Genomic DNA, 23,597 nt, shown 5'->3' with positions numbered 1-23,597 from the left:
AATTCTGATGGTCCGATAAGAATAGAGGCAGGCGGCCAGTACCCATAGTGAAGACACAACTCGTGTGAAATTTTAGTCAAACTTTTGGATTCAGGAATTGTCCAAAGAATTGCATTCACCGGGTTATGAGTTCCATCACATTGTTGGTCCGTGCTCCGGTCACACCAGTACTTGGGCATTCATCCATACCAAGCAGATCATCCACTACCAATTGAATCAGGGGCTGCTGAATATGTTTTGGGAGGTCAAACTCGAACGTTTCCCGGCCGTTTTTATCAGTCTCCAGAACTACGTCGGATCCGTCAAAAGTCGGGTAGGTGATTTGTCCCAAATTTCCAGTGATGATGGTTTGATCAATAGAGGATGCATCCGAAGCCGTAAAACACCAGCTTCCGGTGCCCATCACGCCATTTTCAAAACGAAAGCTGCCGGTTACGATATCATTGGCTTCATACAGACCGGCCTGGTTCCCGGCAAACCCAGTTGCTGTTTCAATAGGCCCCAGAAGAAAGTCAAGGAAATCGAGCTGATGGGATGCGAGATCGTAAAAATAACCGCCTCCGGCGACTTCCGGTTTTACCCGCCAATCATTATCTGTCTTTGCTACTAAATCCGGATTTGCAGGTTTGTGGAGCTGAATGTTGACCAGGCGAACGTCGCCGATCACTCCTTTATCGACAAGTGCTTTGATTTTGAGAAAGTTGGGAAGAGCCCGGCGATAGTACGCCACATAAAGCGGGAGGCCAGCCTGCGAGGATGCCGCGATCATCGACCGGCATTCGAGGGATGTCCGTGCCATCGGTTTTTCGACATACACCGGCTTTCCTGCTGCAAAGGCTTTTTTGGCGAGATATTCGTGAGCATCGGGCGGAGTGGCGATGTAGATAGCGTTGATGTCGGGATCATTTAGAAGCTTATCGGCATCATCATACCATTTGGGAACCTGATGACGTTCGGCATAATCTTTGGCTTTTTCCCCGGTCCGGCGCATCACAGCTACCAGCTTTGAATGCTCGATTATATTCATGACCGGAGCACTTTTTACTTCGCATACATCCCCTGCTCCAAGAATACCCCATCTGACTTCTGAATCAGGAAAGCTTTTCATGATATTGAGTTGTTAATAATGGTTCTATTGGAATTCGACAAAGTCATTCCTTTGGGACTTGTGGGTCAAATTTTATGATCGTCATGCCGCACTCCGATGCGGCATCCCCTCATGTTGCTTTCGTCCAATCCCTCGCAGGAATTGGAGATCCCACGCCGTGGCGTTGGATGACTTTTACATGACCCACAAAGTTTACGGCAGAATCTTAAGAGTTAAGTTTGGGCCCAAGAGTAAGAACGTGCTCCCAGGTATCTTTATCAACCGGCACTCCGTGTTCCAGGTTTTCCCTGCGCCGGGCCAGGGTGGCCTCGCCGGGATATCGTACATCAGAATCACCGAAAACGGAGGAGGCTTTCAGGTTGTCAATAATGGCGTCAAGTTTCTTATCCGAAAAGGGAGAAGTACCAAGTTTCGGCGGATAAAAGCAGAGAAACAGCTGGGATATGGCGTGCTCTTCCTCCATCTGCCCGATATCATGGGTGGCATTTCCATTAGATAATACTGAGGCGACCATATCCAGTACGAGGGACAGACCGGCTCCCTTCCAGAGTCCGATCGGGAGTGCCAATTCTTTTTCGATAATTTCTCCGGGATCCTTTGTCAGACTCCCGTTTTCATCAAACCCACCATCGAATGGAAGCTGCTCACCTCGGTTTTTATAGGAATGCATTTTACCATAGGAAAATTGGGCAAGCGCCATATCTATCACCACAGGTCCGTTTTTCCTGGGCACCGCAATCACCACCGGATTATTTCCGAGAACAGGTTCACTGCCGCCCCAGGCGGGCATGTTGGGTTTCGTGTTTGTGAAACAGATCCCTATGCATCCTTCATCCACAGCCTGCCAGCCAAAGTTGCCGCCACGCATCCAGTGGTTGGTGTTTTTCAGCGCTACGCAGCCCATTCCATATTCTTTTGCCAGTTCAATGGCCCGGCCCATGCAATGATGAGCATTTAAATTGCCAGGACCCAGGTTGCCATCCCAGCGTTCAAACGATCCAATTGAATCTGTACATTCCGGCTCTGCATTCACATCGATATAACCTTCCTGTATATAGTTCAAAAAAAATGGAAACCGGTTCAGCCCGTGCGATGCTACCCCGTCAAGGCTGGCTTTGGCAAACAGGGTAGCACAAAGCTCTGCGCGGTCAGCGGTGAAGGCGTATTCCAGGAGAATCTCCCTGAAAGTATCAATTAAAGTTTGGTACGGTATTCTCAAATCACTCATGGATTATATTGTGTTGAAAAGTATTCTGTTCGTTGAATAACACGAGCGTAAAAATGGTTTCGTAAAAGTCCCCCTTAATAAAGGGGGAAACAGGAGGATGTTCTTCAGTAAAATGAAAACCGCGATAAAAACTCTTGCTTAAGACATCTCATTAGAAAATTCCCGACTTACTGAATATTTAAAACTTAACCCCCAACTCACTTTAGCCACCTTTCCAGCCAGTCAAAAGCATCCTCCTGCATAGGGATCGACATGGAGTGAGGCAGATCGTAATAATTAGTTTGAAATTGCTCATCAGCTCCCATTCTGGCATAAATTCGCCTCAGTTTTTCTTCCGCAGCTTTCATTCCCTCCATAGGAAAAAGATGGTCCCGCTCAGCATTCAAAATAAGAAGTGGATTTGGGGCATTCAGTGAGGCAACATCTGGAAGATCCAGGAATTGATATTGCCGGGGAACGTACATCATCCAGGTGTGACGAAGATGGCGGCGCAGCATCTGTTCGTAGGAACTGGAAAAACCGGCAATGACGCCCGCCTTTATTCGGGAATCCATTCCGAAAAGATAGGTGGTGCGCAGGCCGCCAAGAGAAAGGCCCATCACTCCGATGCGTGATGAATCAACTTCGGATCGTGAAAGCAGGAAGTCGATCGCGCGTCGATCGCCCTGCAGCATAATGCCCGGCCAGGTAGTGCCGGCAGTTAAAATGGTTTTCTGCATCGGGATCTCATGTTTACTTGCGAGATTGTTGAACGCATCAATTTTTTCGTCGATATTTTCATGGGTATTCCGGGAATAACCTGAGGTATTTTCCGGTGTGATTTTATCGGGATCAATCCGCTGAGATCCGAAATAGAAGGCATCCGGGCTGAGGACCACAAAACCCCGCATGGCCAGCTCATCGGCATAGGTCCGCCCATCATATAAATTATTGATATAGGTCTCTAAAATTTCAGGTTGATCATCAATCCGATTGTGCTTCTCTTTGCCGTAATAATAAAATCCGCCATGGTCATGCAGTGCAATCACCGCCGGGGCAGGATCTTCAAGATTATCTGGGATCAAAAGGAAAGCCTCGGTTTTTTGCAGGGCATTCAGGTTGTATTGTACACGATATTGCGTATAACCCTGGCGTTTAGAGGAATCGAGAACCTGAGGATCAAGGGGGGCATGATCCGGATGGAAAGCGAGGAGTTCATCGAGTTTGGACCGGGCTTCTGTTCTCCACGATTCTATATCGGTACGGTCGTTCTCAAGAAAAGACAAGCTGTTACTATGGCCGGAGCTGTAGGCTTCAAGGAACGGGTAAAAATTCCCGACATCGGAAGTTGAATCCTGGGCGAGAGAATCCCGGGGTGTGATAATGACCAGAGAAATTAATATCACGAAACTGGATATGAACACCCAAAAGATGGCTCGGCCTGTTTTCATCATCTTCTCAATTGGTTTCGGATCGTTGGTTTGTATCTGGAATTAATAGATAAGTATTCCAATACGCAATAAGGGATGTGTAAAGAATAACTTATCCGCTGGCATAAAGCCTTCACATATGGTTCTTCACCAGGTTTAACTTATTTCGATATAAGACGATAAAAACCAATTACCTCATTACATACTCCCCCGAATCACCCTGCTCTTTCTCTATGGAATCACCGAAGCTTGATAAAGAGTTCAATCGTGTTCTTGAACTGTCAGAATATGATCTTGATTATTCTTCACTGAATGATCACTTCAAAGATCTCAATAAACTGGCCGCCCGAATTGCCGGAACGGAAATCTCCCTTGTTAATATTATCGATAGCTATACCCAGTGGACCGTATCGGAACACGGTCTGGACATTGACAGCATGCCGCGCGAAGACTCAGTGTGCCAGTATACCATACTGAATGGTAATCAGCTGGAAATCAAGGATTTGAGTAAAGATGAACGGGTAAAAGATAAATTATATGTCCAGGGAGATCCGCATCTGAGGTACTATTTTGGATTACCTTTGAAAACTACAGAAGGAAATAATATCGGGGCCCTCTGTGTGCTGGATACCGCCGAAAAAGATCTTACTCCTGAGAAAATCAATCTGCTCAAAATTATTGCGAGCGAAATTGTAAGTCGCCTCGAGAATGTAAAGAAGGTTCATGTTCTTCAGAATAGAATTGAAGAATTAAAGGAAAACCAGCGAAAAGTAAGTCATGATATCCGGGGCCCTCTGGGAGGAATCATCGGTTTGTCTGAGCTCATAAAAGAGCAAGGCAGAGAGAACAAAATTGATGATATCCTTGAGATGATGGATCTGATCGGGAAGGGCGGAAAATCTATCATGGAGCTGGCTGAAGAAATCCTGGGGGCGTCTGAAAACAATCAGCCTGGTCAAAATGAATTCAACCTCAAGACATTTAAAAACAAATTGGAACAGCTTTACATACCCCAGGCTCAGACAAAGGGTGTGAAATTAGAGATAAACATTTCGGATAAGAATCTGGATGTACCTTTTGTTAAAAATAAACTACTTCAGATTATCGGTAATTTAATCTCTAACGCCATCAAATTTACGCCTGAACATGGACGTGTAACGGTTGCTATTTTGCTTGATAAAGAAGAGGAAAATAAAAAACTGCACATAAACGTGTCGGATACGGGAGTTGGGATTGACGAGAGTCAACTTGCAGAGATCCGCAGCGGAACGGGAAAATCCACGAACGGTACGTCTGGAGAATGCGGATATGGTTTTGGTCTCTCCCTGGTTAATCACCTCGTTGAGTCCTTAGAAGGAAGCCTTAATATACAATCTGAAGTAGGAAAAGGCAGTACTTTCGTAGTTACGCTGCCGCGCGTGTAGAACAATTCCGGAACGCGGATTATTTTGAACCAACCCTCCGGGAATTTTGAGGTCTTAGAGGGTTTTGTTTTTTACCGCTGCAACAAACTCAGATGTTTCCAAACCTGAGGCTGTCTAAAAAGCATCATCTGAATTCACAGACCCTAAATACCTTAAGCAGGCTATGAATGGTTTATTGAGCTCCCCTCCATATGGAGTGTATTTGCGACATAGGGAGGGGCCGGGGGTGGGTCAAAAAGACCGGGTGCTCAAATTCAACTCATAAACTTAAATTAATCAGGCGCTGATTCATAGGAGTTTTTTTTGAACTCCTGGAGGGTTTTGTTTTTTTACTGTTGCAGCATATTCATCTCTGCAGGATGGTCTTTTTTCATTTGAATAACTTTTCTGACCGGCTTGGTAATCCGTTTATCATTCTCCTGAAGCTGCATCTTTTTCAGCAGGCTGGTCACCTCTTCGATGTGTTCAACACTGAGCATGACGAGTGTGCCCGGCAATGCATTTTCCATTGCAAACAGGAGTGCCTGCTTTTCATTTGCAATATTTACAACTGGCGGATTATAGCAGGATTTTTCAATTCCACGTCTTACTATTGCTGATGTTTCACCGGCATTTTTCCCTCTCAGATCAGAATCTTCCCGTATAATGATTTTGCAAAAAAGCTCCGCTGCAAGATGACCCAGCTCAAGACTGTCTTCTTCTCTTCGATCTCCGATACCACAAATGATGCCTGTTTTATAGAGGTAAGAAGAGTTATCAATAAATTCTTTGATCGCATTCATGCCTGCAGGATTATGGCAGTAATCCACCAATACATCGAAATCTTCAAATTGAAACAGGTTCATCCTGCCTGGTGTTTGTTCCGGTGATGGCTTAAAATTTCTCAATGATCTGCTTATCACTGCGGGAGATATTTTTTGTGTATAAGCCACTGCTACAGCCGCAAGTATATTCTCGATCATGAACAGGGCGCGTCCATCAAAGCTAAGCGGTATATTCTCAATATGTTCAATGGTATGAGTATCCTGTCCATCCCAGATAACAACAGTTTTGTCAGTCAATACTGCACATATCCCGCCAGCCTTGCGATGCCGTTTCAATCGAATACTGTCATCCTGCATTGAGAAAAGTACCGGCTTACACTGCAATTTTTTTCGCATTGCATATACTCTGTCATCATCGGCGTTAAGTACGGCATGTCCGCCCGGATGTACACTTTCAGGCACCACCGATTTCAGGTCTGCCATCTGATCGAGAGTCTGAATTCCTTTCATACCAAGGTGGTCGGCTGCAACATTTGTAACTGCGGCAACATCACACCTGTCAAATCCGAGTCCGGCACGCAAAATTCCACCTCTGGCACATTCGAGTACAGCGGTGTCCACTGTGGGATCCTTCAGGATAAGCTGAGCACTTTTGGGCCCCCCGCAGTCTCCTTTCATAAGCCTCTGATCATTTACGTAAACTCCATCCGTTGTAGTGTACCCAACGCTGCGCCCGGCCTCTTTCATAATATGTGAAATCAGCCGTGTTGTTGTGGTTTTTCCATTGGTACCGGTTACAGCCATGATAGGTATCCGGGCACTCTTCTCATCCGGAAAAAGCATATCTACTACGGGTGCGGCTACATTTTGCGGCGCTCCTTTTGAGGGAGAAAGATGCATTCGAAATCCGGGTGCAGCATTCACCTCTAGCACAACTCCTCCTGTTTCTGACAGGGGCTTGGTTAAGGTTTTAGCCATAAGATCGATTCCGCAAATATCGAGACCTGTGATTTTACTCACTCTTGAGGCTACTTTCACCACATCCGGATGTACGCGTTCAGTCACATCTTCAGCAGTGCCCCCTTTGCTAAGGTTTGCCGCATAGTCTAAATGAAGTATTTCATTACTCTTCAGAACCGTGCTGAGGGTATAGTTTTTTTGGGATAAAATGGTCTTTGCTGCAGGACCAATCTTTATCTTCGTGAGAACATTCTCGTGACCATCACCCCGTTTTGGATCGCGATTTACTTTATCAATGAGTTGCTGAACGGTTGATTTTCCGTCCCCAACCACATGGGCCGGTGTACGTTTGGCAGCAGCAGCCAATTTTCCATCAACCATAAGAAGGCGATAGTCAAAACCGGGAATATATTTTTCAACGATGACCCGCTTACAAATCGTTGATGCAAACCCGAATGCTTTCTCTGCTTCCTCGAACGAGGTGATATCTGTTGTAACACCACGCCCCTGGTTACCTTTTGCCGGTTTAATTACAAGTGGAAATCCCAGTGAATCAATCAAATCTTTTAGTTCGTCTAATGAATCGATAGCATCACCCTCTGCAATCGGCACCGACATACTCTTTAAAAGGTCCCGGCAGACCTCTTTGTTACACACTGTTTCAACGGCAGTATTACTGGTAGCTGAGGTGATTGTGGCAGATATTCTTTTTTGATTACAGCCATATCCCAACTGCCATGTGGAGTTATCTTCAAGTTTAATAGTTGGTATATCACGTGAAAGCGCTTCCTTAAGGATTGACGACGTACTTGGGCCGGGGCTATTCTCTCTATTCTTCATTTTAATCTCTTCAATATGTTGATCAAGGTCTGTTTCAGTTCCATCAACCAGGTTCTGAGCTATCAAAACAGCTATTTCAGCAGTGAGCCTTCCTGACTCTTCATCTGCGCAATCAAATACCACAAAATAGTGGCCCTTTACACCGGTTCCGCGGGTTTGTCCAAAACTGGTGTCAATATCGGCCATAACCTGTAACTCTATCGCGATATGCTCTATGACGTGGCCGATCCATGTGCCTTCTTTAACCCGGGCAAAAAATCCACCCGGCTCCCCTTCCGAACAGTGGTGATCATAAAGGCCGGGTAAAAGCGCAGTTATCCTCTCATAAAATCCATCTATTTCATTTGTTGGCAGGTATTCCAGATCACCGATATCCAGCTCTAATACTATAAGCTGGTGTCGTTTTACAGACCAATTATTCGGTCCGGACATAACATTAATATTCAGAATATTCATCAGAGTTATTTTTTTTACTTAGCCCCATAAGTTCTCAGAATACTTAAACTATTAAATAGCTCCTTATGGTAGGTTACAGAAATCTGTCCCAATTGTTATATATCTTTTACAACTTCACCTACCTGAAATAGTTTCCCGGCGGCCTTTACACCATAAAAACGTCTTCGGTACAAAAGCGGACTCTTACCAAATTTCTTTGTCTATGACTGGTAAAACCCTTAAATACAGGCTTCATTCGATGTTTTCAATTTCTCTTCATCACTTGCCTCTAATCAAATTCTCTTGAATTTCACACCTTCTTCAAATGAATATAACCGGACATATAGTTATTGTAAAGACTTACGTATTCAAACAAAGAATGAATTTCAATGGAAAAGTTAGTTACCTTCTAAATCTACTCTTGAGATCAAAAAAATGAGTAATCCGTTCATATGAAGACACCAAAAGGAACACTGATTGCCATTGGCGGTAATGAGCAAAAGAAGTTTAAAAAAACAGATGAGAGTTTTCACCCCCAATTCGGAGAGGGGTTCATTCTTCAGGATATCATTAACAACTCCGATGCGTCCAATCCACGGATTGAGGTGATTACAACTGCCTCTGAAATTCCCGATATCGTGGGAAAAAAATATAAAGAAACATTTTTGAGACTTGGGGTAGAGAATGTCGGTATTTTAGATATTCAGGACAGAGACGAAGCTGATGACTCCTCTACTCTGGAACGCATTAGCAACTCCGATATCATTCTGTTTTCAGGCGGAGATCAGAGTAAAATCAGCCGGATCATAAAAGATACATTGTCCCATCAACTGCTCAGAGAACGCTATCATAAAGAGAAATTTACCATAGCCGGAACAAGTGCAGGTGCTGTTGTTATGTCTGATAAGATGATATCAGGAGGGCGAAATGGTACGATTATACGAAAGAATGATCTAAAAACGGGGACAGGACTTGGTTTGATTCCTGAGATTGTTTTCGACAGCCATTTTATCAAAAGAAATCGATTTGGAAGACTTGCAGAGGCTGTTGCCCTTCATCCCGATAAACTGGGTGTGGGCCTGGGTGAAGATACCGGGGTTATTATCAGGGAAGGAAATATTCTGGAAATTATTGGATCAGGTATTGTTGTTATTTTTGACGGGAGCAATCTAAATTATAATCAATATGGCAAGCTGAAGAACAGGATACCGATTTCCCTTGCCAATTTAACGGTACATGTTTTAGCTACTCGTGACCGCTATAATATCCGCGAGAAGCTTGCAAAGATTCACTATGATTCAAGGCATCATCAATCAGCGGTTAAGAAATCCGGGTGATGGTTTGAGTTATTCTCGTCTTGGTGTTCCACTCCAGGATGGATTGATGGGTAGCTATGCTGCCCGCTTTTGCCCATACCTGGCGAAGTAGTGAAATGAGGTCATTCAAAAATCCGGGTGATGGTTTGAGTACTGTTCTTCATGCCTCTGTACATCCCTTTGGTGTTAAATGGCATGCTGATATTTCCTGAAGTATCAACAGCAATCAATCCGCCTTCACCCCCCATCACTTTCAGCTTTTCATGAATCACCTTATTTGCGGCCTGTTCAAGAGTCTTGCCCCCATATTCCATCCTGCACGATACGTCATAGGCAACAACCCCGCGGATAAAATACTCCCCGTGGCCCGTGCAGGATATCGCGCAGGTTCTGTTGTTTGCATAGGTTCCCGAACCAATCAGAGGGGTGTCGCCCACCCGGCCCCAGGCCTTGTTTGTCATTCCGCCTGTTGATGTTGCAGCAGCCACATTCCCCTCTGCATCCACGGCAACAGCTCCCACGGTTCCAAATTTCGTTCCTTCCCCGGAGTGATCCAGCTGCATCTCCCCTTCCCCCTTGATCTCCTGCCACTGATTGTAGCGAAGCTGAGAAAAAAAGTAGGAGTCGGTCTCAAATTTGAAATTCTTTTGGCGGGCATACTCTATCGCCTCCTCCCCGGCAATCATAACAAAGGGTGTATTTTGCAGAACATCATATGCGACAAGAACCGGATTTTTCACTCCCCGGAGACCTGCCACTGCACCCGCTTTAAGGGTCTTTCCATCCATAATGGCAGCATCCATCTCATGCTCTCCCTTTGCCGTAAAAACGGATCCTTTACCTGCATTGAACAAGTTACAATCTTCCAGAACGCTTACCGCTTTACAGACACACTCAGTGGCTGAATACCCGTCTTTTAACATTTTAAAACCCTCCTCTAAAGCGGATTCCAGTGACTCCAGGTACAGAGTCTTTAACTCAGAATCTTTGGAGCCAAAAGTGATCGTTCCTGAACCGCCGTGAATAACTATCGCAGGTATATTCATGAATGTTTGATATGCGGGATTTATTTAGAGAGAGTGTCAGTATGGAAAAATAAATCAAGATCGGAAAATTTCCCTTCCCAAGGGATACCCTAAGCAAAACAGGGGGTTTTACCATAGAAATCCCTTCGGAAGGGGAATGTACATCAGAATGAGTGAAAACCTGATGGACATCCCAAACAGTTTCTCCGTCAGATGACGGAAAAACTTCTATCTTGATAATCATAAAATGAGAATGAAAAACAGCAGGACCAATACAACACCATAAGATGGAATCCGGAATTTAGCTATGATGACCGTTATAGGAGATCCTCCCATTTTGAACAATTAAATGAGATGCACTTTTTCGGTCTAAGTTTTGATCAGGAAGAGGAAACGATAGTGAAAATTCTGTCCCTTTCTCTTTTTTTCTTTTCACAAAAACACTGCCATTTAGTTCAGAAACCATTTGTTTGACATGCTGTAAACCAATCCCAGAACCTTTCTCACCACTTGTCCCAATCGATTTTTCTACCGGTTTGCCCTGGTTAAATGCGGAAACCTGACCAGGCAGCATACCCTTACCGGTATCCGTCACAATCATATTCATTGTGTTTTTATTTCTCTCCTCATCCAAAGTAAATACCACTTTAACGGATCCTTTGGGTGGTGTAAACTTGATACCATTCGCAACCAAATTTCCTGTAATCTGTATCAGATTTATATAAAAATCATGCGGAAGCGGTACCTCTGTATCGATTTGAGTACTCATTGACAAGGCTATCCTTTTATTCTGCGCCATGGGTAGATACAACCGATTTATCTCCATTATAGCGGAAGAAAGTAGTCTCTCGGTCTTCTTCTCTACCAGATTCTTATCAGTATCCTCAATTAATAATGTACTATTTATAAGATCTAAAATGGATCGAGCAGACTCCTTAATCATGTTCAGATCACTGGTTTGCACGTCTACCTGATCTGTATTTTCTTCAGGAATCAGCAGATCAAGCATACCTGCAATACCTCCAAGCGGGCTCCGGAGATCATGATTAAGATTTTTCATGCGGTTTTTCAGTGATTCTAATTCTGATGATACCTGCAGAAATCTCCTTTCAAGCTCATAATGGTCATCAACCAGCCGGGCTATATTCTGTAACTGTTTTTTTTGATCAGATTCACTAAACCGATCATTTCTATACTTATCCATAAGTATCAGATTTACCTATTGTTAACTTGGTTATATCAAAATATGAAATAGCATTCGGTTAACTATTGTAACAACTTTATGTACTGTTATACATATCACATATTTATTCGATTTTCTGAAATCTTGTTCCCAATCCTAATAAATGATGTTTTTGAGACTGCCCATATAGCCTTTGCAGAGTTTAGACATGAATACCAGACTACTGTGAATCAGACATAGTACTCTTACCAGGGAGAGATTACCGAGCTCATGCCATGTAATAGAAAAGGTTAGGCAAACTGCTTCCTATTTCAACATGCTGCCCAAACACTTGACTTAATTTCGAAAACCTGTGAAATATATAACTTCGTATCAAAACCATGTAACATACTTCAGATTTTTTTTCACATGTTTTAAGTGTAGAAACACTTGTTCAACAACATTATAGGACTTTGAAAATCAGGGATTGAGTCGTAGTTCAACGCCAGAGTGGAAGTGAAACCGGATCGTATGTACGATTGGTTTGAAGAAAATAAGTAGAATATGTAATGATCCAACAGATGTAAATAAACAATAATAATCTATAATTAAATCAAAAAATATCATGGGAAATCTATTATATATCGTTGCCGTAATTTTAGTAATCGCCTGGTTAGTCGGATTTATAGGGTACAGCGCCGGTGGTATTATCCATATTCTGTTGGTTATAGCTGTTATAGCAGTTTTATTACAGGTAATCCAGGGCAGAAGAGCTGTTTAGCAGTGGATTTTGCACAGGGTGAAGATTCTTAAATTGTACGGAAAGGAGAGGAATTCAATAATTTTCTGCCGTTCGATTATACCAAATTCATTTTCTATTTTTTAGAAAGTATGGGATAATATCTCTCTGTCAATAGTGAGTCACACTAAATCTTACTATAATTTTGTGTGACTCATTTTTTTCGAACTACACTTCAGTTGACTGTTTGTTGAATTTCACTGATGAGAATGCGCTTCCTATATCAATTGATGAATCCCAGTCAGATCTGTTGATCAAATAGATGGGTTACTTTTTCTGTGGCTCTTTTCATAAGACCTCGCTCCTTCCACCGTCCCATTTCTATTTTTTCACACTGTTCAAGATCTTCCTCAAAATGATCAACCAGCTCTCCGGTTACCTGCTCATCAAGGATAACAACATTGATCTCATCATCTTTTAGCATAGACCGATGATTGAAATTCGCCGATCCGATACAGCTTAAACACCCATCTATAGTGATGATTTTGGCATGTAGCATCGTTTTTTGATAGTAATACAGATCAATTCCGGCATCCAGCAATGTGTCGAAAGACTTATCTCCTGCAACTTTTGCTATTTCCTCGTCAGTCGTCTCACCCGGTACCATGATCTGGATTTTCACCCCACGGTCAGCCGCTTCTTTAAGCAAATCAAGGATTATCGGGTTCGGATTAAAATAGGCGGTTGTAATGCGGATGCTTTCTTGTGCCATCTTAATCAATACCTGGTATAGCATCACAATATCACTCCACCGGACTGATGCTGATGTGCGAATGACCTGCACAGCTACATTTTGATCTGTATCAGCCTCTCCTTGAATCGTGTAATCAAGTTTGAGCGGTCGCCCCGCTTCTATCCAGTTTTCCAAGAATGCAGCGTGAAGGCCAAACACTGCCGGTCCTTTGATGAGAAAATGCGTATCTCTCCATTCATCTTTATTTCTGGCATCTCCCTCCCACTCACCGGCAATTCCAACTCCTCCGGTGAACGCAATTTCACCGTCACAAATGAGCACTTTTCGATGTGTCCGGTTATCCATCTTCCAGAACTTCCAATTCTTCAATGGACGAAAATGTTCTACCTGCACCCCGCTCTTCTTCATCAATTCAAGGAGTTCCTCCGGCATTTTTGCAGCTCCAACACTATCCAGGATCACATTCACCTCAAGGCCTTCTTCCGCCTTATTGGCCAGTGCATTTGCGAATTTATGAGCGATGTTGCCAGTCCAATAGACGAAGGTAAGAAACTCAATCCTCTCCTTTGACTGATCAATCGCCTTTAGCATGGCAGGGAAAATCATGTCGCCATTTTTCAACACCTCAATGCTATTGTCCGAGGTAAACGGAATACCGAGTGTTTGTTCGAGCAGATCTTTGTAATAATCAAATGAAGAATTCAAACCTGTGTTTACCCCTCTGCGTTTCAATGAGTGTGGCATATAACTAACGGAAGAAATGTATTATTGGAAATTAAACCAATCGTGTTGACAGTAGATTCTATAATCATGAAATTTTTTTCGGTACTCTTCTGTGATCACATCAAAGGCACCAGCATACTAAAATAGAAAACATCACACTGAATTCAACTCTTTTGATTTGATACCACTGGTGCTCTGCCTTTGTCATACATATATTTATAAACATAACACCCCAGACAATTCATGTACAGGATTGAAATATTTGATAAGGAAAAACGTGCTGCAATAATTTTTTTGATCAAAACGATTACGCTTCTGTCAGATTATTCTGCATCGATTTAATGGTACTTTGATCAGCCTTAAGTTGAATGAGCTGTGACATTATCATCTCTTGCTGAAGATGATTTAAATATTTTGATTTGTCACTCAATACGTTATTGTAGACTTCAACAGCATTCTCCTCACCATAATCACATGAGTTGAGAATTGCTCTCGTATCCTTCCCAGTCAGAGCAAATTTAAAATCTATCCAGGTTCTGAAGAATTTACCAGATGTAGTTGGGCCTTTCGTGACTCTTCCACCCAATTTTAAGATCTTATCATTTAACTCACCCAGACTTTTCTCACTGGTATGTTCAAACGTTAAAAATAGATCTTTTAAAACTCTCTCTTCTGTGTTTTCTGAAGCCTTTTCGTAACCATCAATTCTGTCGCTGTTAATTTCTACAAGAGTGTGTAATACTTCAATAGCTTTCTCATTTTTCATTCTCTTTTTTATTTATAAGATTTACGCTTTCCTGTGCAGTGTCAAATATGTACAATCTTAAACTGTCATCGGATGAGTTATCTATAAATGATGAATCAATCCATTTTTCCAATAAAAACTCATTGGATAAGTACATAATATTGTATTGGAGACTCAATGCTGTTTTGTTATTCAAAAAAAGGACTTGGGTTTTATGCCCTCATCCTTTTTTTTTAATTCCTACCTGTGAACTTCACTGGCATTATTTTCTTGCCAGTTTTTTTCAAAGTATTCAGCATCTTCATCATTTCTGGGCTTTACACCCATCACAATATGGCCGTCCTGAATACCTGATTCATATAGTTTTGCACGCTCTTTGGGTATTCCCCATCCTACCAGGGCTCCAATAATTCCGCCAGCAATTCCACCGGCTCCCGCACCGGCTAAACCAGCTGCTATAGGTCCGGCCACTACAAGTCCAAGTCCTGGTATGACAATACTTGTTCCAACTGCCGCCACGATTCCTGTAATGGCCCCCACAGTACCTCCAATTGCTGATCCGGCACCAGATCCGGCTGCAGCTTTATTACCCAGCTCAGTCTCCTCTTTGTCGTCTGAAAAGTATTTTTCATGTGTTTTTTTAGACATTACCAGGTTGATCTCATCCTCGGTATATCCTCGGTCATGCATTGAATTGTAGGCATTTTCCGTACTTCTCCGGTCACGAAACATACCGGTTAACATGTCCTTTTCTGGTGCTTTGTTACTATCGTTTAGATTTCCATTATCGTTGTTTATATTTTTATTTTTAGGATTTAAATCCTTGTTATCATTATTTCGATTTTTTCTATCACCATTTTGATTATTTATACGATCCATGATAGTTTGGTTTAATTATTATTTTTATTTCGTTTTATTTAAGAAAGATTTTACGCGCAAAACTTACACTACATGCACATTCCAAGCAGCAGCCAGATAGCGACAAAGACGAGTACGGTTCCAAAACAGCCGCCGCCTAATTTCATAGCTCCATATCCTGCAAGTGCACCTTTAAAGAGTTTACTCATGATTTTTACCTGGTTTTTAAGTTCATTTATTTAACGTGGTACGGTTTCCATGTTCACATTAAGCAGCGCCACGTCATTTAGTATCTATCTGTTCCTCAATTCTGCCCTTTATCTCGCTGAGGCTGGCTTTTATCTGGCATCTCCTTAATCGGTGGTCCTGTTTCTTCATTTTGATCATCCGGATCCGGTTCTCTTTTGTCCGGATCGTCATCTTTTTCCTTGTCGCTGGATTTTTCAGGCTGATTGGCCGAATTACCTCTTTTGTTCTTTATCATATCGGTTGATTTATTGCTTAAACAATGTTTCTCCATAAATCTGACCAATTGAGGCGTGAATAGCATTACAGATCGCTCATTTTAGATTACATGATTTACTGCTTTCTGATTACGCTCTCCATTTATGGCAAATATGTAAGCCACCGGCAGAAAATATGTAATGGGTATCAGCGGTTAATCAGCCGTACTTTTGTTATTTAAAGACTCACCAGATGATCAGCTATATATGTTAAAGAAGAAAAATCTACGTCTCCAAAAAATTCAACCCTATCCCTTCTGGTTAAAAGCCCCTTTAATTCTATTTGGCTTATGCCTGGTAGTCCTCATTATGAGTTATGGTAGATTTATTCTGATGCCATTGGCTTTTGCCGCTCTCTTCTCCATGTTATTAAGCCCTGTTATTAAGCGATTTGAAACATGGAAAATGAATCGTTCGATGAGTATTCTATTGGCCCTTTTATTAATCACAATTTTTCTGGCCGGGTTAATTACATTGATTACAATTCAGATTATCCAGTTTTCTGATAGTTTGGCAGATTTTGCAGATGAATTTATAGGTACTTCCTACTCAGGCATTCATTTCATAGAGGGAATCACCGGGATTTCTGTAGACAGGCAAACAGAGTACCTTAAAGGTGGATTAGAAACCCTGTTTGAAACCGGCGGCGAATTTATGAGTTCCCTGGCTGATGCTACAATGGGCACTCTTATTTTCCTGGGTTTATTGCCAATCTTCATCTTTTTTATGCTCTACTATAAAGAGATGTATAAAACCTTTCTTGAAAAAACATTTTCAAAAAGTCGTAATTCAGATATTCATATCGTTATAAAAAGAGTGCAGAGAGTAACCCAAAACTATTTGGTGGGCCTTTTTACTGTCATTGGAATTATGGCTGTACTCAATGCCGTAGGCCTGTTTATCATTGGTTTAGATCATGCCATCTTTTTTGCTGTTTTCGCCTCATTTTTAACTATCATACCACTTGTAGGCTCCATACTCGGCGCGCTTCCTGCTCTTATCTATGCTTTCCTTTTTGGTGAAACATTTTGGCTTCCTCTGCTTGTGGTTATTGTCTTCAGCACTGTTCAGCTTATTGAAAGCAGTGTACTTACTCCGAAGATTGTAGGATCCAGGGTTTCAATCAACCCGTTCGTCGCTATTATAGTACTGTTAATAGGTGCTGAATTATGGGGAATTGCCGGAATGATTTTATTCATACCGCTGATAGGAATTCTACGTGTTGGCTTTTCCCAGGTCCAGGAACTTGAACCCTATGGATATATCCTGGGTAATATTATTGACTATAAAGAGAGTAAACGCCAGGAAGCGTAACGAGGACATTTTCAAATCATCCTCTGATGAGTTTTATTATATACGATTTAAATCATGCAAGCTGTAAAGATCAGGAGATCTTAAAACGGGATGATTGCATTGCCGTTTGCCATATTAAGTGCCTGCTTCTGCTTTCCTATGCCCAAAATCAGGTATCATACGGTGGTGATATCCCAATACCTGTCAAATGTATAACTCCTTATCGCCTCCTTATAACGTACTTCGGCTTTATTTATCCCACATTGCAATTGTATTCATTACTTAATGCCTGCTTCTGCAAATAGCAGGCAGAAAATTATTGAATTACCGGAAGTTGAAGTGTTTGATGCAGTTAGTATGCTTATCGCAAAAAAGAGTTTTAATACACGGTTAACTAATTTTTAAAAAAACATGCACTAAAACGTATTTCGGATTTCATAACAGAATCCCAGCTTGAAAAGTGTAAAATCAGAACGAAAAATAAAACCAAAACATATATGAAGTACTCAATAGGAATAATATCAACCGTCGTACTCTTCGCAGCATTAATTTTGTCAGGTTGTGACAGGCCATCCAATGATATGCAGAATGGAGAAACTTCGGCAATTCAATCAGATCGTGACTCAGAAATCGCTTCAGGTGAAATGGTTGAAGAAGTCCGTGTATACAGAGTGGAAAACGCGGAACGTTTCAGGGAATTCAACAGAACCACAAGCGATATAGATCAACAAATAAGAAATGAATCTGATGGTGAAGTCAGAGACAGGCTTCAAACAAAGCTTGACGAACATGAAGAAACCCAGCGTGAGCTTAATCGTGAATTAGACAATTATCGTGCTTCTGATCGTGACAACTGGGAAGATTTCAAAGACAGTTTCAGCGACAGAATGGATGATCTTGGTGATTCCTTAGATGACTTCTTTTCATCTGATGGCGTCACCACAACAACCAGAGAATAACCTTAATCTAAAACTCAAAGTATCATGGGAAATCTATTATATATCGTTGCCGTAGTATTAGTAATCGCCTGGTTAGTCGGGTTTATAGGCTACAGTGCCGGTGGCATTATCCATATTCTACTGGTTATAGCCGTAATTGCGGTCATATTTCAGGTAATCCAGGGCAGAGGCAGAGTAGCTTAGCCCTAATAAAATCAAAGTGTTGAATTCGGGCCAGTTAAGTGAATTCACTTAATGGCCTGAAATCAATCCATTTTAAAAAATCAGCATTATAAACTTCAATGTAATGAAGCATTTTTTCACCCCTTAAAATTAAAAGGAAAAATATTATGAAAATTTCATCCATCATTATTTCCACTTTATGTGCCGCAGCTGCAGGAGTTATTGCAGGAACGTTAATTGCGCCTGATAAAGGGTATAAAACAAGAAGAAACCTTGCGAAGAAAGGACATAACTACAAAGATTATCTGCAGGATAATTTTGATGATCTGTCCGACTCGATTTCCCATTCCTTTGAAACACTAGAAGATGAAACAAAGCGTCTTAGCAAAAAAGCCAAAGCAAATGCAAAAGAAGTCAAGGCAATGGTTAATTAGTAAAAAAGTCAGTCCCTGTGTTGATTTGTGCGGGTGAACGATTTTTTAAAGAGCAAAAACTCACCTCCCTTGTTGCTCAACGAATTTCAATCACCCACACATATGTGCATAGCGTCAAAAACCAATAATTCAAAACCACTACACTTATGAAAACATTATATACCATACTCGCTTCTCTGCTTATGGTTTGTGCATTTCAAACAGCCTCTTTAGCACAAACATCAAATATTTCAGAGACTTTTAAAAAGCATTTTAATGAAACTGTCCAAGTAGTTCATGGAACAGAGGATACCGCCGAAAAGAGAGCTGTTCTAAATGAATCGTTCAATAAAATAATTACCGTCATTGATCGAATAGAATCGCGGGTATCTCTTACAGATGATGAAATCGCCAGTCTCGAATCTTATAAGCTTGGCATAACCGAAAAAGTGAATGAGTTAAACGGACTGGATGGTTTTGACGAAATCGCAGATGAAGATCTGGATGATTTCTCCAGTTTCTCCCAGGAATATATAGAACAAGCCAATCGAACCATAACTATTGGTGTTGGAACGGCTCTCTTAATTGTTCTTTTACTCCTTATTTTATAATTCGAGGCTTACTTGATGCGAGATATTTTAGCATCAGAGAAGAGTCCCTTTCTGCCTTTTGCCTGATTGCCCCCCAACAGGTGGCGGAGAGGGACCTTTTTTTTTTGATATCACGCTCCTGAACATCGTGCGTTATTGAGAAGCTAATCCCTGAAATCCTCCCAACGTCATCGCGGACTCTGATCCGCGATCTCCCTTCTGCGTAACCGGAATGAGCTTGCCAATGGATGAGTTTACTATTTGGGCAAGAATGGGGGATGCCGCATCGGAGTGCGGCATGACTTTTGTATGATACCGATACCTATCGAAATGCTGTACCTCTCAAGCCCTCGCTTCAGTGTAGGTAAACTCCGGATCACCAAATTTCTTAAGGGTTCGATAGTGTGAAGAAACCGCTTCAAAAAATGTCTCGTGATGATTGTATGGGATGTTAAACTCGTTTGCAGTCTTCTCAACAATCGGACTGATGGCCGGGTAGTGAACACTGCACACTTTTGGGAAAAGATGGTGTTCAATCTGAAAATTGAGTCCTCCTACAAACCAGCAGAGCGCCTTGTTATCGCGGGCAAAATTGTTCGTGGTTACCATTTCATGGATCATCCAGTGCTCATCGATCATATTCTCTTCATCGGGCAAGGGATGGTCTGTCTCCTCAACCACATGGGCAAGCTGAAATATAATCCCGACAATCAGCCCTGCCGTTAAATGCAGTGTTAAAAATCCTATCAGAAGATGAATCCAGGAAATATCGAGCAGAAGCATGGGCAAAACGAGCATATAGGTGTAGAATGCCGCCTTGGTCACAAACAGGATAATCCATTCACTCACCGGGTGATTTTTGCTGTTGTACGGCCCTATATTCGGTTTTAGAAAATTTTTATAGTCTTTGACAAAAACCCAGAAAACCATTGCAAGACTGTAGGCAAAAAAGGCCAGAACATGCTGAACCCGGTGAATCATTTTATGTTCGGAATGTGGGGAGAGCCGGATAAACCCTGCCACTTCAAGATCCTCATCGTGCCCGTGAATGTTGGTGTAGGTATGATGAATAATGTTATGGGTAATCTTCCAGATATATCCGTTTGCCCCGAGCATATCGAAGGTAAAGCCCAGCGTGCGGTTCACCGTATTGTTTGAAGAGTAGGCTCCATGCAGGGCATCATGCGATATGGAAAATCCGATCCCTGCTGCCGCAACTCCCATCACAAAGGTCAGGAACCACATCAAACCTAAAGAAAACTGGCCCGAAATAATCAGGGCATACGAACCCAGGAACAGTGTGAGCATAATTACGGTCTTCATAATCATCTGCGCGTTTGCATGCCGCGAGAGATTGTTCTCCTCAAAATAATGATCTACCCTGCTTTTAACCGTTTTACTAAATTCGCGACTTGTGCGATTGTTAAACGTAACTTTTTCGACTTTTGCCATAATTTACCAGTTTTCTTTATTTACATATAAAAAGTACCCACTTGATAGCGGAAGCAGGTTACATATTTTTTTGCCTGGCATTACACATCTTCCATCTTTTAAGGATTGGTCGGGCATTATTTTTATTATCTGACAGATGGAATACACATTATATCAAATTTTTTTTGACAACAGGCTTGTATTGTGTCGACGGTTAATCACCCATAAAGTTATCATACGAGGCACATAACGATATCATTCTTAAACCGAAATCATTCGATACCTGCATCATCAACAACTAAAAATTTGCGTAACCCGTAAATTATGCAATAATGATTTCCTTGCTTGTAATACTATAAAGCGAAAGAATACTGATCTTGGAGCTACTTAAAAAGGTGTAACACTTATTTTACATTCAGGAAACTAATGCTCTACAAACCGTAACCAAATGAAACCAGGGACGAATAAAGTAACAGCCTCATCTGAGATAGAGAAAAATCAATTAACCACCGGGCAGTCGATTTGTATTCCGGCTCATTTACGACATTCAATCAAAGCAAACAATAGATTTAAAATGATTTCAACCGTTATAAAAAGTGGATATGAGGAGGTAAGCTAATGTATACATCAACTGGTATGGATAAGGTTTTAACAACTCTGGATCGTATTGATCAGGATGAATGCCGCAGAGTAATGGTGGATTACGACAGTTTTATTAACAGGGTTCAGCATAAAATTTACATTCAAACGTTTATTGGTCATTACAGAAATGCAGAAAAACTGTATTTAAATGGGAATAATGCCGGTGAAAAAAAATCCCTGATGTATGCCCATAAAATATTCAAAACAAAAAATATCACAAATGATGATTTGAGTGATGAAAAAGTTCGAGACTACAAAACAAGTAAAATGCTGACTTCAGAAATAATGATGATACGGCTTCGTAAGCTACAAAGGGATGAATGGATATAATGGAGTTTATAAAGTGCCTTGTAATAACTTTTTATACCGAGAGCAAAAAGGGTGGCAGAATTTGAGAGCCTGTCATCCTTTTTTTTAACATCAGGTGGGGGAACCTGACAGATTAATCATCTGAATTTAAAACATAATTAAAATTAGAAGTTATATATGTTTGGCTCAACGTTAAACAGTAATAATACCAAGGATTCAGAATCTAACAGGCCAAAACTGTATGTGAAATATATGGTTTGCCTGCGTGATAAACTGGCTTTGAAATCAGTGTTAACTGAACAGGATCTGACGTGCAGCATTTCAGTTCATGGAGCTATCGAATGTCTGGAAGAAATTTCAGAAGAACGGTTTCAGAATTTAAAAACAAGCCTGGCAAAGTCTGGTTTAATATTGCTCGATGAAAAAGACAGCATGCTGATTGACCGAATCATACAAACCATTGTTGAAGTCATTCATTATTCAGATACGTTGCCTAAACTAAATTTCAGGGATCTTATCAGTAAACAGACCGTTTCGGGAAATGAATCTATTTTAAAAATCTTTTCGGATGTAAAAGGGATGTCGGTATTGCAATTTATTATTCTCCAAAAAATAGAACGGGCAAAGGAGCTTATGCTCTACGAAGATAAGACACTCGAGGAAATTGCAGAGATACTCAACTACAAAAATAAGGATTACCTGGTCGCTCAATTTAAAAAGACAACAGGACTAACGCCTCACTATTTTGAGCGTTTGAAAAAAGAACGATTGGAAATTTCAGAAGATTATATCAAATCTCCAAATTCGGATGCCGCACGTACGAGTCATTAATGTGAGATCAGGAGACCGTATTACATCCGGTTCCATTCTGTTTCCCTGGTAAAAATCATACAGGAAAAAGAGTACACTTTTAAAAACGCCTCGCCTCAATCCCGGTTTTTTCCGCCAATACAGTAATCTATGTAAAGCTTTGATAGCTGCATGTAAGGGTTTTTACCTTATCTATGATGATATTTAAGCGTGATAATTATTTCACATCTGTCCCGCAAGTTGTGGGAACTAAAATAAACGATCATGAAAAAATTAATAACATCTGGAAATACTTTTTTGCTAATAGGTTTAGCAGCGGTCTTTGCGATATCAGCCTGTTCTTCTACAGGCATGCAGCGGTCTGAGGACGTTCAATCCTCAATGGAAACAGTGGACAATAATATCAAGGAAATTGTTGTGCAGCTCGATGCTATAAATTCCTCCCTTGATGAACTGACCAAACCGGGTCAGGCAGATAGGAAGAAAGCATTTGACCTTTACTCTGATGAAGCATCCAAAATTAAAAAAATGGAACAAGGGTTTGCAAGACATGCAGACCAGATGGAAGCCAGCGGAAAAGCCTATTTTGAAGAGTGGGATAAAAACGGTAATCAGTACGATAATCCTGAAATCCAGGCCCGAAGCGAAGAACGGCGTGCAGAACTAGGCAATACCTACGACAAGATTGCCCAGCGTAATGTGGGTGTAAAAGAGGCCTTCAAAACGTATGTCTCTGATGTGAACGAAATCGAAGAGTTTTTATCGAATGATTTAACCAGCGATGGAATAGATTCAATCACACCCATAGCTGATAATGTCGTGAATAATGGATCTCAATTGAAAAGAGAATTGCAAAACCTGCAGTCTGCAATTGAAGATGCCCGCAGAGAAATGAGACGGGATTAGGGTTCGTTTACCTTGAAAACAATAGTGTTGGAAAAAGTTGTGTACCGAAAGGCAGACTCAGATTATTTTGAGACTGCTTTTTTTTTGGA

The 23,597-nt window shown here is 41.5% G+C and carries 24 protein-coding genes and 1 pseudogene; 12 read left to right on the top strand and 13 right to left on the bottom strand.

Annotated elements, in window-relative coordinates:
- Positions 1-115: 115 nt before the first annotated feature.
- The 3 genes from DYD21_RS13900 to DYD21_RS13890 form a co-directional block, all read right to left on the bottom strand.
- Positions 116-1,108 carry a Gfo/Idh/MocA family protein gene (locus tag DYD21_RS13900; RefSeq protein ID WP_116037601.1) on the bottom strand — a complete coding sequence of 331 codons (993 nt, stop codon included), beginning with the start codon at positions 1,106-1,108 and terminating at the stop codon, positions 116-118.
- A gap of 205 nt (positions 1,109-1,313) precedes the next feature.
- Entirely contained in the window at positions 1,314-2,336 is a 1,023-nt protein-coding gene (gene yiaK, locus DYD21_RS13895) for a 3-dehydro-L-gulonate 2-dehydrogenase (protein ID WP_116037600.1), read from the bottom strand.
- A gap of 197 nt (positions 2,337-2,533) precedes the next feature.
- Complete coding sequence (locus DYD21_RS13890; RefSeq protein WP_116037710.1) at positions 2,534-3,766, bottom strand: dienelactone hydrolase family protein; 1,233 nt, start codon at positions 3,764-3,766, stop codon at positions 2,534-2,536.
- A gap of 212 nt (positions 3,767-3,978) precedes the next feature.
- On the opposite strand from DYD21_RS13890, the gene DYD21_RS13885 reads away from it, so the two are divergent.
- Entirely contained in the window at positions 3,979-5,169 is a 1,191-nt protein-coding gene (locus tag DYD21_RS13885; protein WP_116037599.1) for a GAF domain-containing sensor histidine kinase, read from the top strand.
- 329 nt (positions 5,170-5,498) lie between these two features.
- Here DYD21_RS13885 and cphA read toward each other — a convergent pair whose 3' ends face one another.
- A complete protein-coding gene (gene cphA, locus DYD21_RS13880) occupies positions 5,499-8,189 on the bottom strand; it encodes a cyanophycin synthetase (protein ID WP_116037598.1) in 2,691 nt (896 codons plus the stop codon).
- A gap of 431 nt (positions 8,190-8,620) precedes the next feature.
- Between cphA and DYD21_RS13875 the strand changes: the two genes are divergently transcribed.
- Entirely contained in the window at positions 8,621-9,505 is an 885-nt protein-coding gene (locus tag DYD21_RS13875; protein WP_116037597.1) for a cyanophycinase, read from the top strand.
- On the opposite strand, the gene DYD21_RS21395 is transcribed toward DYD21_RS13875, so the two are convergent.
- From DYD21_RS21395 to DYD21_RS13865, 3 genes are all read right to left on the bottom strand, one after another.
- Positions 9,489-9,614 carry a hypothetical protein gene (locus DYD21_RS21395; protein WP_255415932.1) on the bottom strand — a complete coding sequence of 42 codons (126 nt, stop codon included), beginning with the start codon at positions 9,612-9,614 and terminating at the stop codon, positions 9,489-9,491. The genes DYD21_RS13875 and DYD21_RS21395 overlap by 17 nt on opposite strands.
- Entirely contained in the window at positions 9,607-10,530 is a 924-nt protein-coding gene (locus DYD21_RS13870) for an isoaspartyl peptidase/L-asparaginase family protein (RefSeq protein WP_116037596.1), read from the bottom strand. Before DYD21_RS13870 ends, DYD21_RS21395 begins: the two co-directional genes overlap by 8 nt.
- 280 nt (positions 10,531-10,810) lie before the next feature.
- A complete protein-coding gene (locus DYD21_RS13865; protein ID WP_158607296.1) occupies positions 10,811-11,569 on the bottom strand; it encodes a HAMP domain-containing sensor histidine kinase in 759 nt (252 codons plus the stop codon).
- A gap of 727 nt (positions 11,570-12,296) precedes the next feature.
- Between DYD21_RS13865 and DYD21_RS13860 the strand changes: the two genes are divergently transcribed.
- Entirely contained in the window at positions 12,297-12,452 is a 156-nt protein-coding gene (locus tag DYD21_RS13860) for a lmo0937 family membrane protein (RefSeq protein ID WP_116037594.1), read from the top strand.
- Positions 12,453-12,711: 259 nt separating this feature from the next.
- Here the strand turns inward: DYD21_RS13860 and DYD21_RS13855 are convergent, their stop codons facing one another.
- The 4 genes from DYD21_RS13855 to DYD21_RS13840 all read right to left on the bottom strand — a co-directional run bounded on the left by DYD21_RS13855 (position 12,712) and on the right by DYD21_RS13840 (position 15,974).
- A complete protein-coding gene (locus DYD21_RS13855) occupies positions 12,712-13,869 on the bottom strand; it encodes a phosphatidylserine/phosphatidylglycerophosphate/cardiolipin synthase family protein (protein WP_233505548.1) in 1,158 nt (385 codons plus the stop codon).
- A 325-nt stretch (positions 13,870-14,194) separates the two neighbouring features.
- Positions 14,195-14,653: a PA2169 family four-helix-bundle protein gene (locus DYD21_RS13850; protein WP_116037592.1), complete on the bottom strand. Its 459-nt coding sequence runs from the start codon at positions 14,651-14,653 to the stop codon at positions 14,195-14,197.
- A gap of 219 nt (positions 14,654-14,872) precedes the next feature.
- Complete coding sequence (locus DYD21_RS13845) at positions 14,873-15,511, bottom strand: hypothetical protein (RefSeq protein WP_199535550.1); 639 nt, start codon at positions 15,509-15,511, stop codon at positions 14,873-14,875.
- 283 nt (positions 15,512-15,794) lie between these two features.
- Complete coding sequence (locus tag DYD21_RS13840; protein ID WP_147303595.1) at positions 15,795-15,974, bottom strand: hypothetical protein; 180 nt, start codon at positions 15,972-15,974, stop codon at positions 15,795-15,797.
- Positions 15,975-16,200: 226 nt separating this feature from the next.
- On the opposite strand from DYD21_RS13840, the gene DYD21_RS13835 reads away from it, so the two are divergent.
- The 5 genes from DYD21_RS13835 (at position 16,201) to DYD21_RS13815 (ending at position 19,431) form a co-directional block, all read left to right on the top strand.
- The gene (locus DYD21_RS13835; protein ID WP_116037708.1) at positions 16,201-17,307 is read left to right on the top strand and encodes an AI-2E family transporter; all 1,107 of its coding nucleotides are present in this window, start codon (positions 16,201-16,203) and stop codon (positions 17,305-17,307) included.
- Positions 17,308-17,783: 476 nt separating this feature from the next.
- The gene (locus tag DYD21_RS13830; RefSeq protein ID WP_147303594.1) at positions 17,784-18,245 is read left to right on the top strand and encodes a hypothetical protein; all 462 of its coding nucleotides are present in this window, start codon (positions 17,784-17,786) and stop codon (positions 18,243-18,245) included.
- Between the two features lie 24 nt (positions 18,246-18,269).
- Complete coding sequence (locus tag DYD21_RS13825; RefSeq protein WP_116037589.1) at positions 18,270-18,428, top strand: lmo0937 family membrane protein; 159 nt, start codon at positions 18,270-18,272, stop codon at positions 18,426-18,428.
- Between the two features lie 146 nt (positions 18,429-18,574).
- Positions 18,575-18,841: a YtxH domain-containing protein gene (locus DYD21_RS13820; RefSeq protein ID WP_116037588.1), complete on the top strand. Its 267-nt coding sequence runs from the start codon at positions 18,575-18,577 to the stop codon at positions 18,839-18,841.
- Positions 18,842-18,987: 146 nt separating this feature from the next.
- Positions 18,988-19,431, top strand: coding sequence for a hypothetical protein (locus DYD21_RS13815; RefSeq protein ID WP_116037587.1), 444 nt, complete (start codon positions 18,988-18,990; stop codon positions 19,429-19,431).
- A gap of 132 nt (positions 19,432-19,563) precedes the next feature.
- Here the strand turns inward: DYD21_RS13815 and DYD21_RS21115 are convergent, their stop codons facing one another.
- Together DYD21_RS21115 and DYD21_RS13810 are read right to left on the bottom strand one after the other, a co-directional pair.
- Entirely contained in the window at positions 19,564-19,710 is a 147-nt protein-coding gene (locus DYD21_RS21115; protein WP_158607295.1) for a hypothetical protein, read from the bottom strand.
- A 42-nt stretch (positions 19,711-19,752) separates the two neighbouring features.
- Complete coding sequence (locus DYD21_RS13810; RefSeq protein ID WP_116037586.1) at positions 19,753-20,862, bottom strand: acyl-CoA desaturase; 1,110 nt, start codon at positions 20,860-20,862, stop codon at positions 19,753-19,755.
- A 481-nt stretch (positions 20,863-21,343) separates the two neighbouring features.
- On the opposite strand from DYD21_RS13810, the pseudogene DYD21_RS21520 reads away from it, so the two are divergent.
- The 4 genes and pseudogenes from DYD21_RS21520 to DYD21_RS13790 all read left to right on the top strand — a co-directional run.
- Positions 21,344-21,460, top strand: a pseudogene (locus tag DYD21_RS21520) (cupin); the annotation flags it as partial.
- Positions 21,460-21,813, top strand: coding sequence for a hypothetical protein (locus DYD21_RS13800; RefSeq protein ID WP_116037585.1), 354 nt, complete (start codon positions 21,460-21,462; stop codon positions 21,811-21,813). The pseudogene DYD21_RS21520 and the gene DYD21_RS13800, both read left to right, overlap by 1 nt.
- A 156-nt stretch (positions 21,814-21,969) precedes the next feature.
- Positions 21,970-22,623, top strand: a complete 654-nt coding sequence (locus tag DYD21_RS13795) for an AraC family transcriptional regulator (protein WP_116037584.1) — start codon at positions 21,970-21,972, stop codon at positions 22,621-22,623.
- A 243-nt stretch (positions 22,624-22,866) separates the two neighbouring features.
- Positions 22,867-23,508 (top strand): DUF2959 family protein, encoded by a 642-nt coding sequence (locus DYD21_RS13790; protein WP_147303593.1) that lies wholly within the window; start codon positions 22,867-22,869, stop codon positions 23,506-23,508.
- Positions 23,509-23,597 lie beyond the last annotated feature (89 nt).

It is taken from the genome of Rhodohalobacter sp. SW132 (assembly GCF_003390325.1).
Taxonomy (GTDB): Bacteria; Bacteroidota; Rhodothermia; order Balneolales; family Balneolaceae; genus SW132.
Note: the sequence above shows the minus strand (reverse complement) of the source record. Positions and strands in the feature narration are given on the sequence as shown.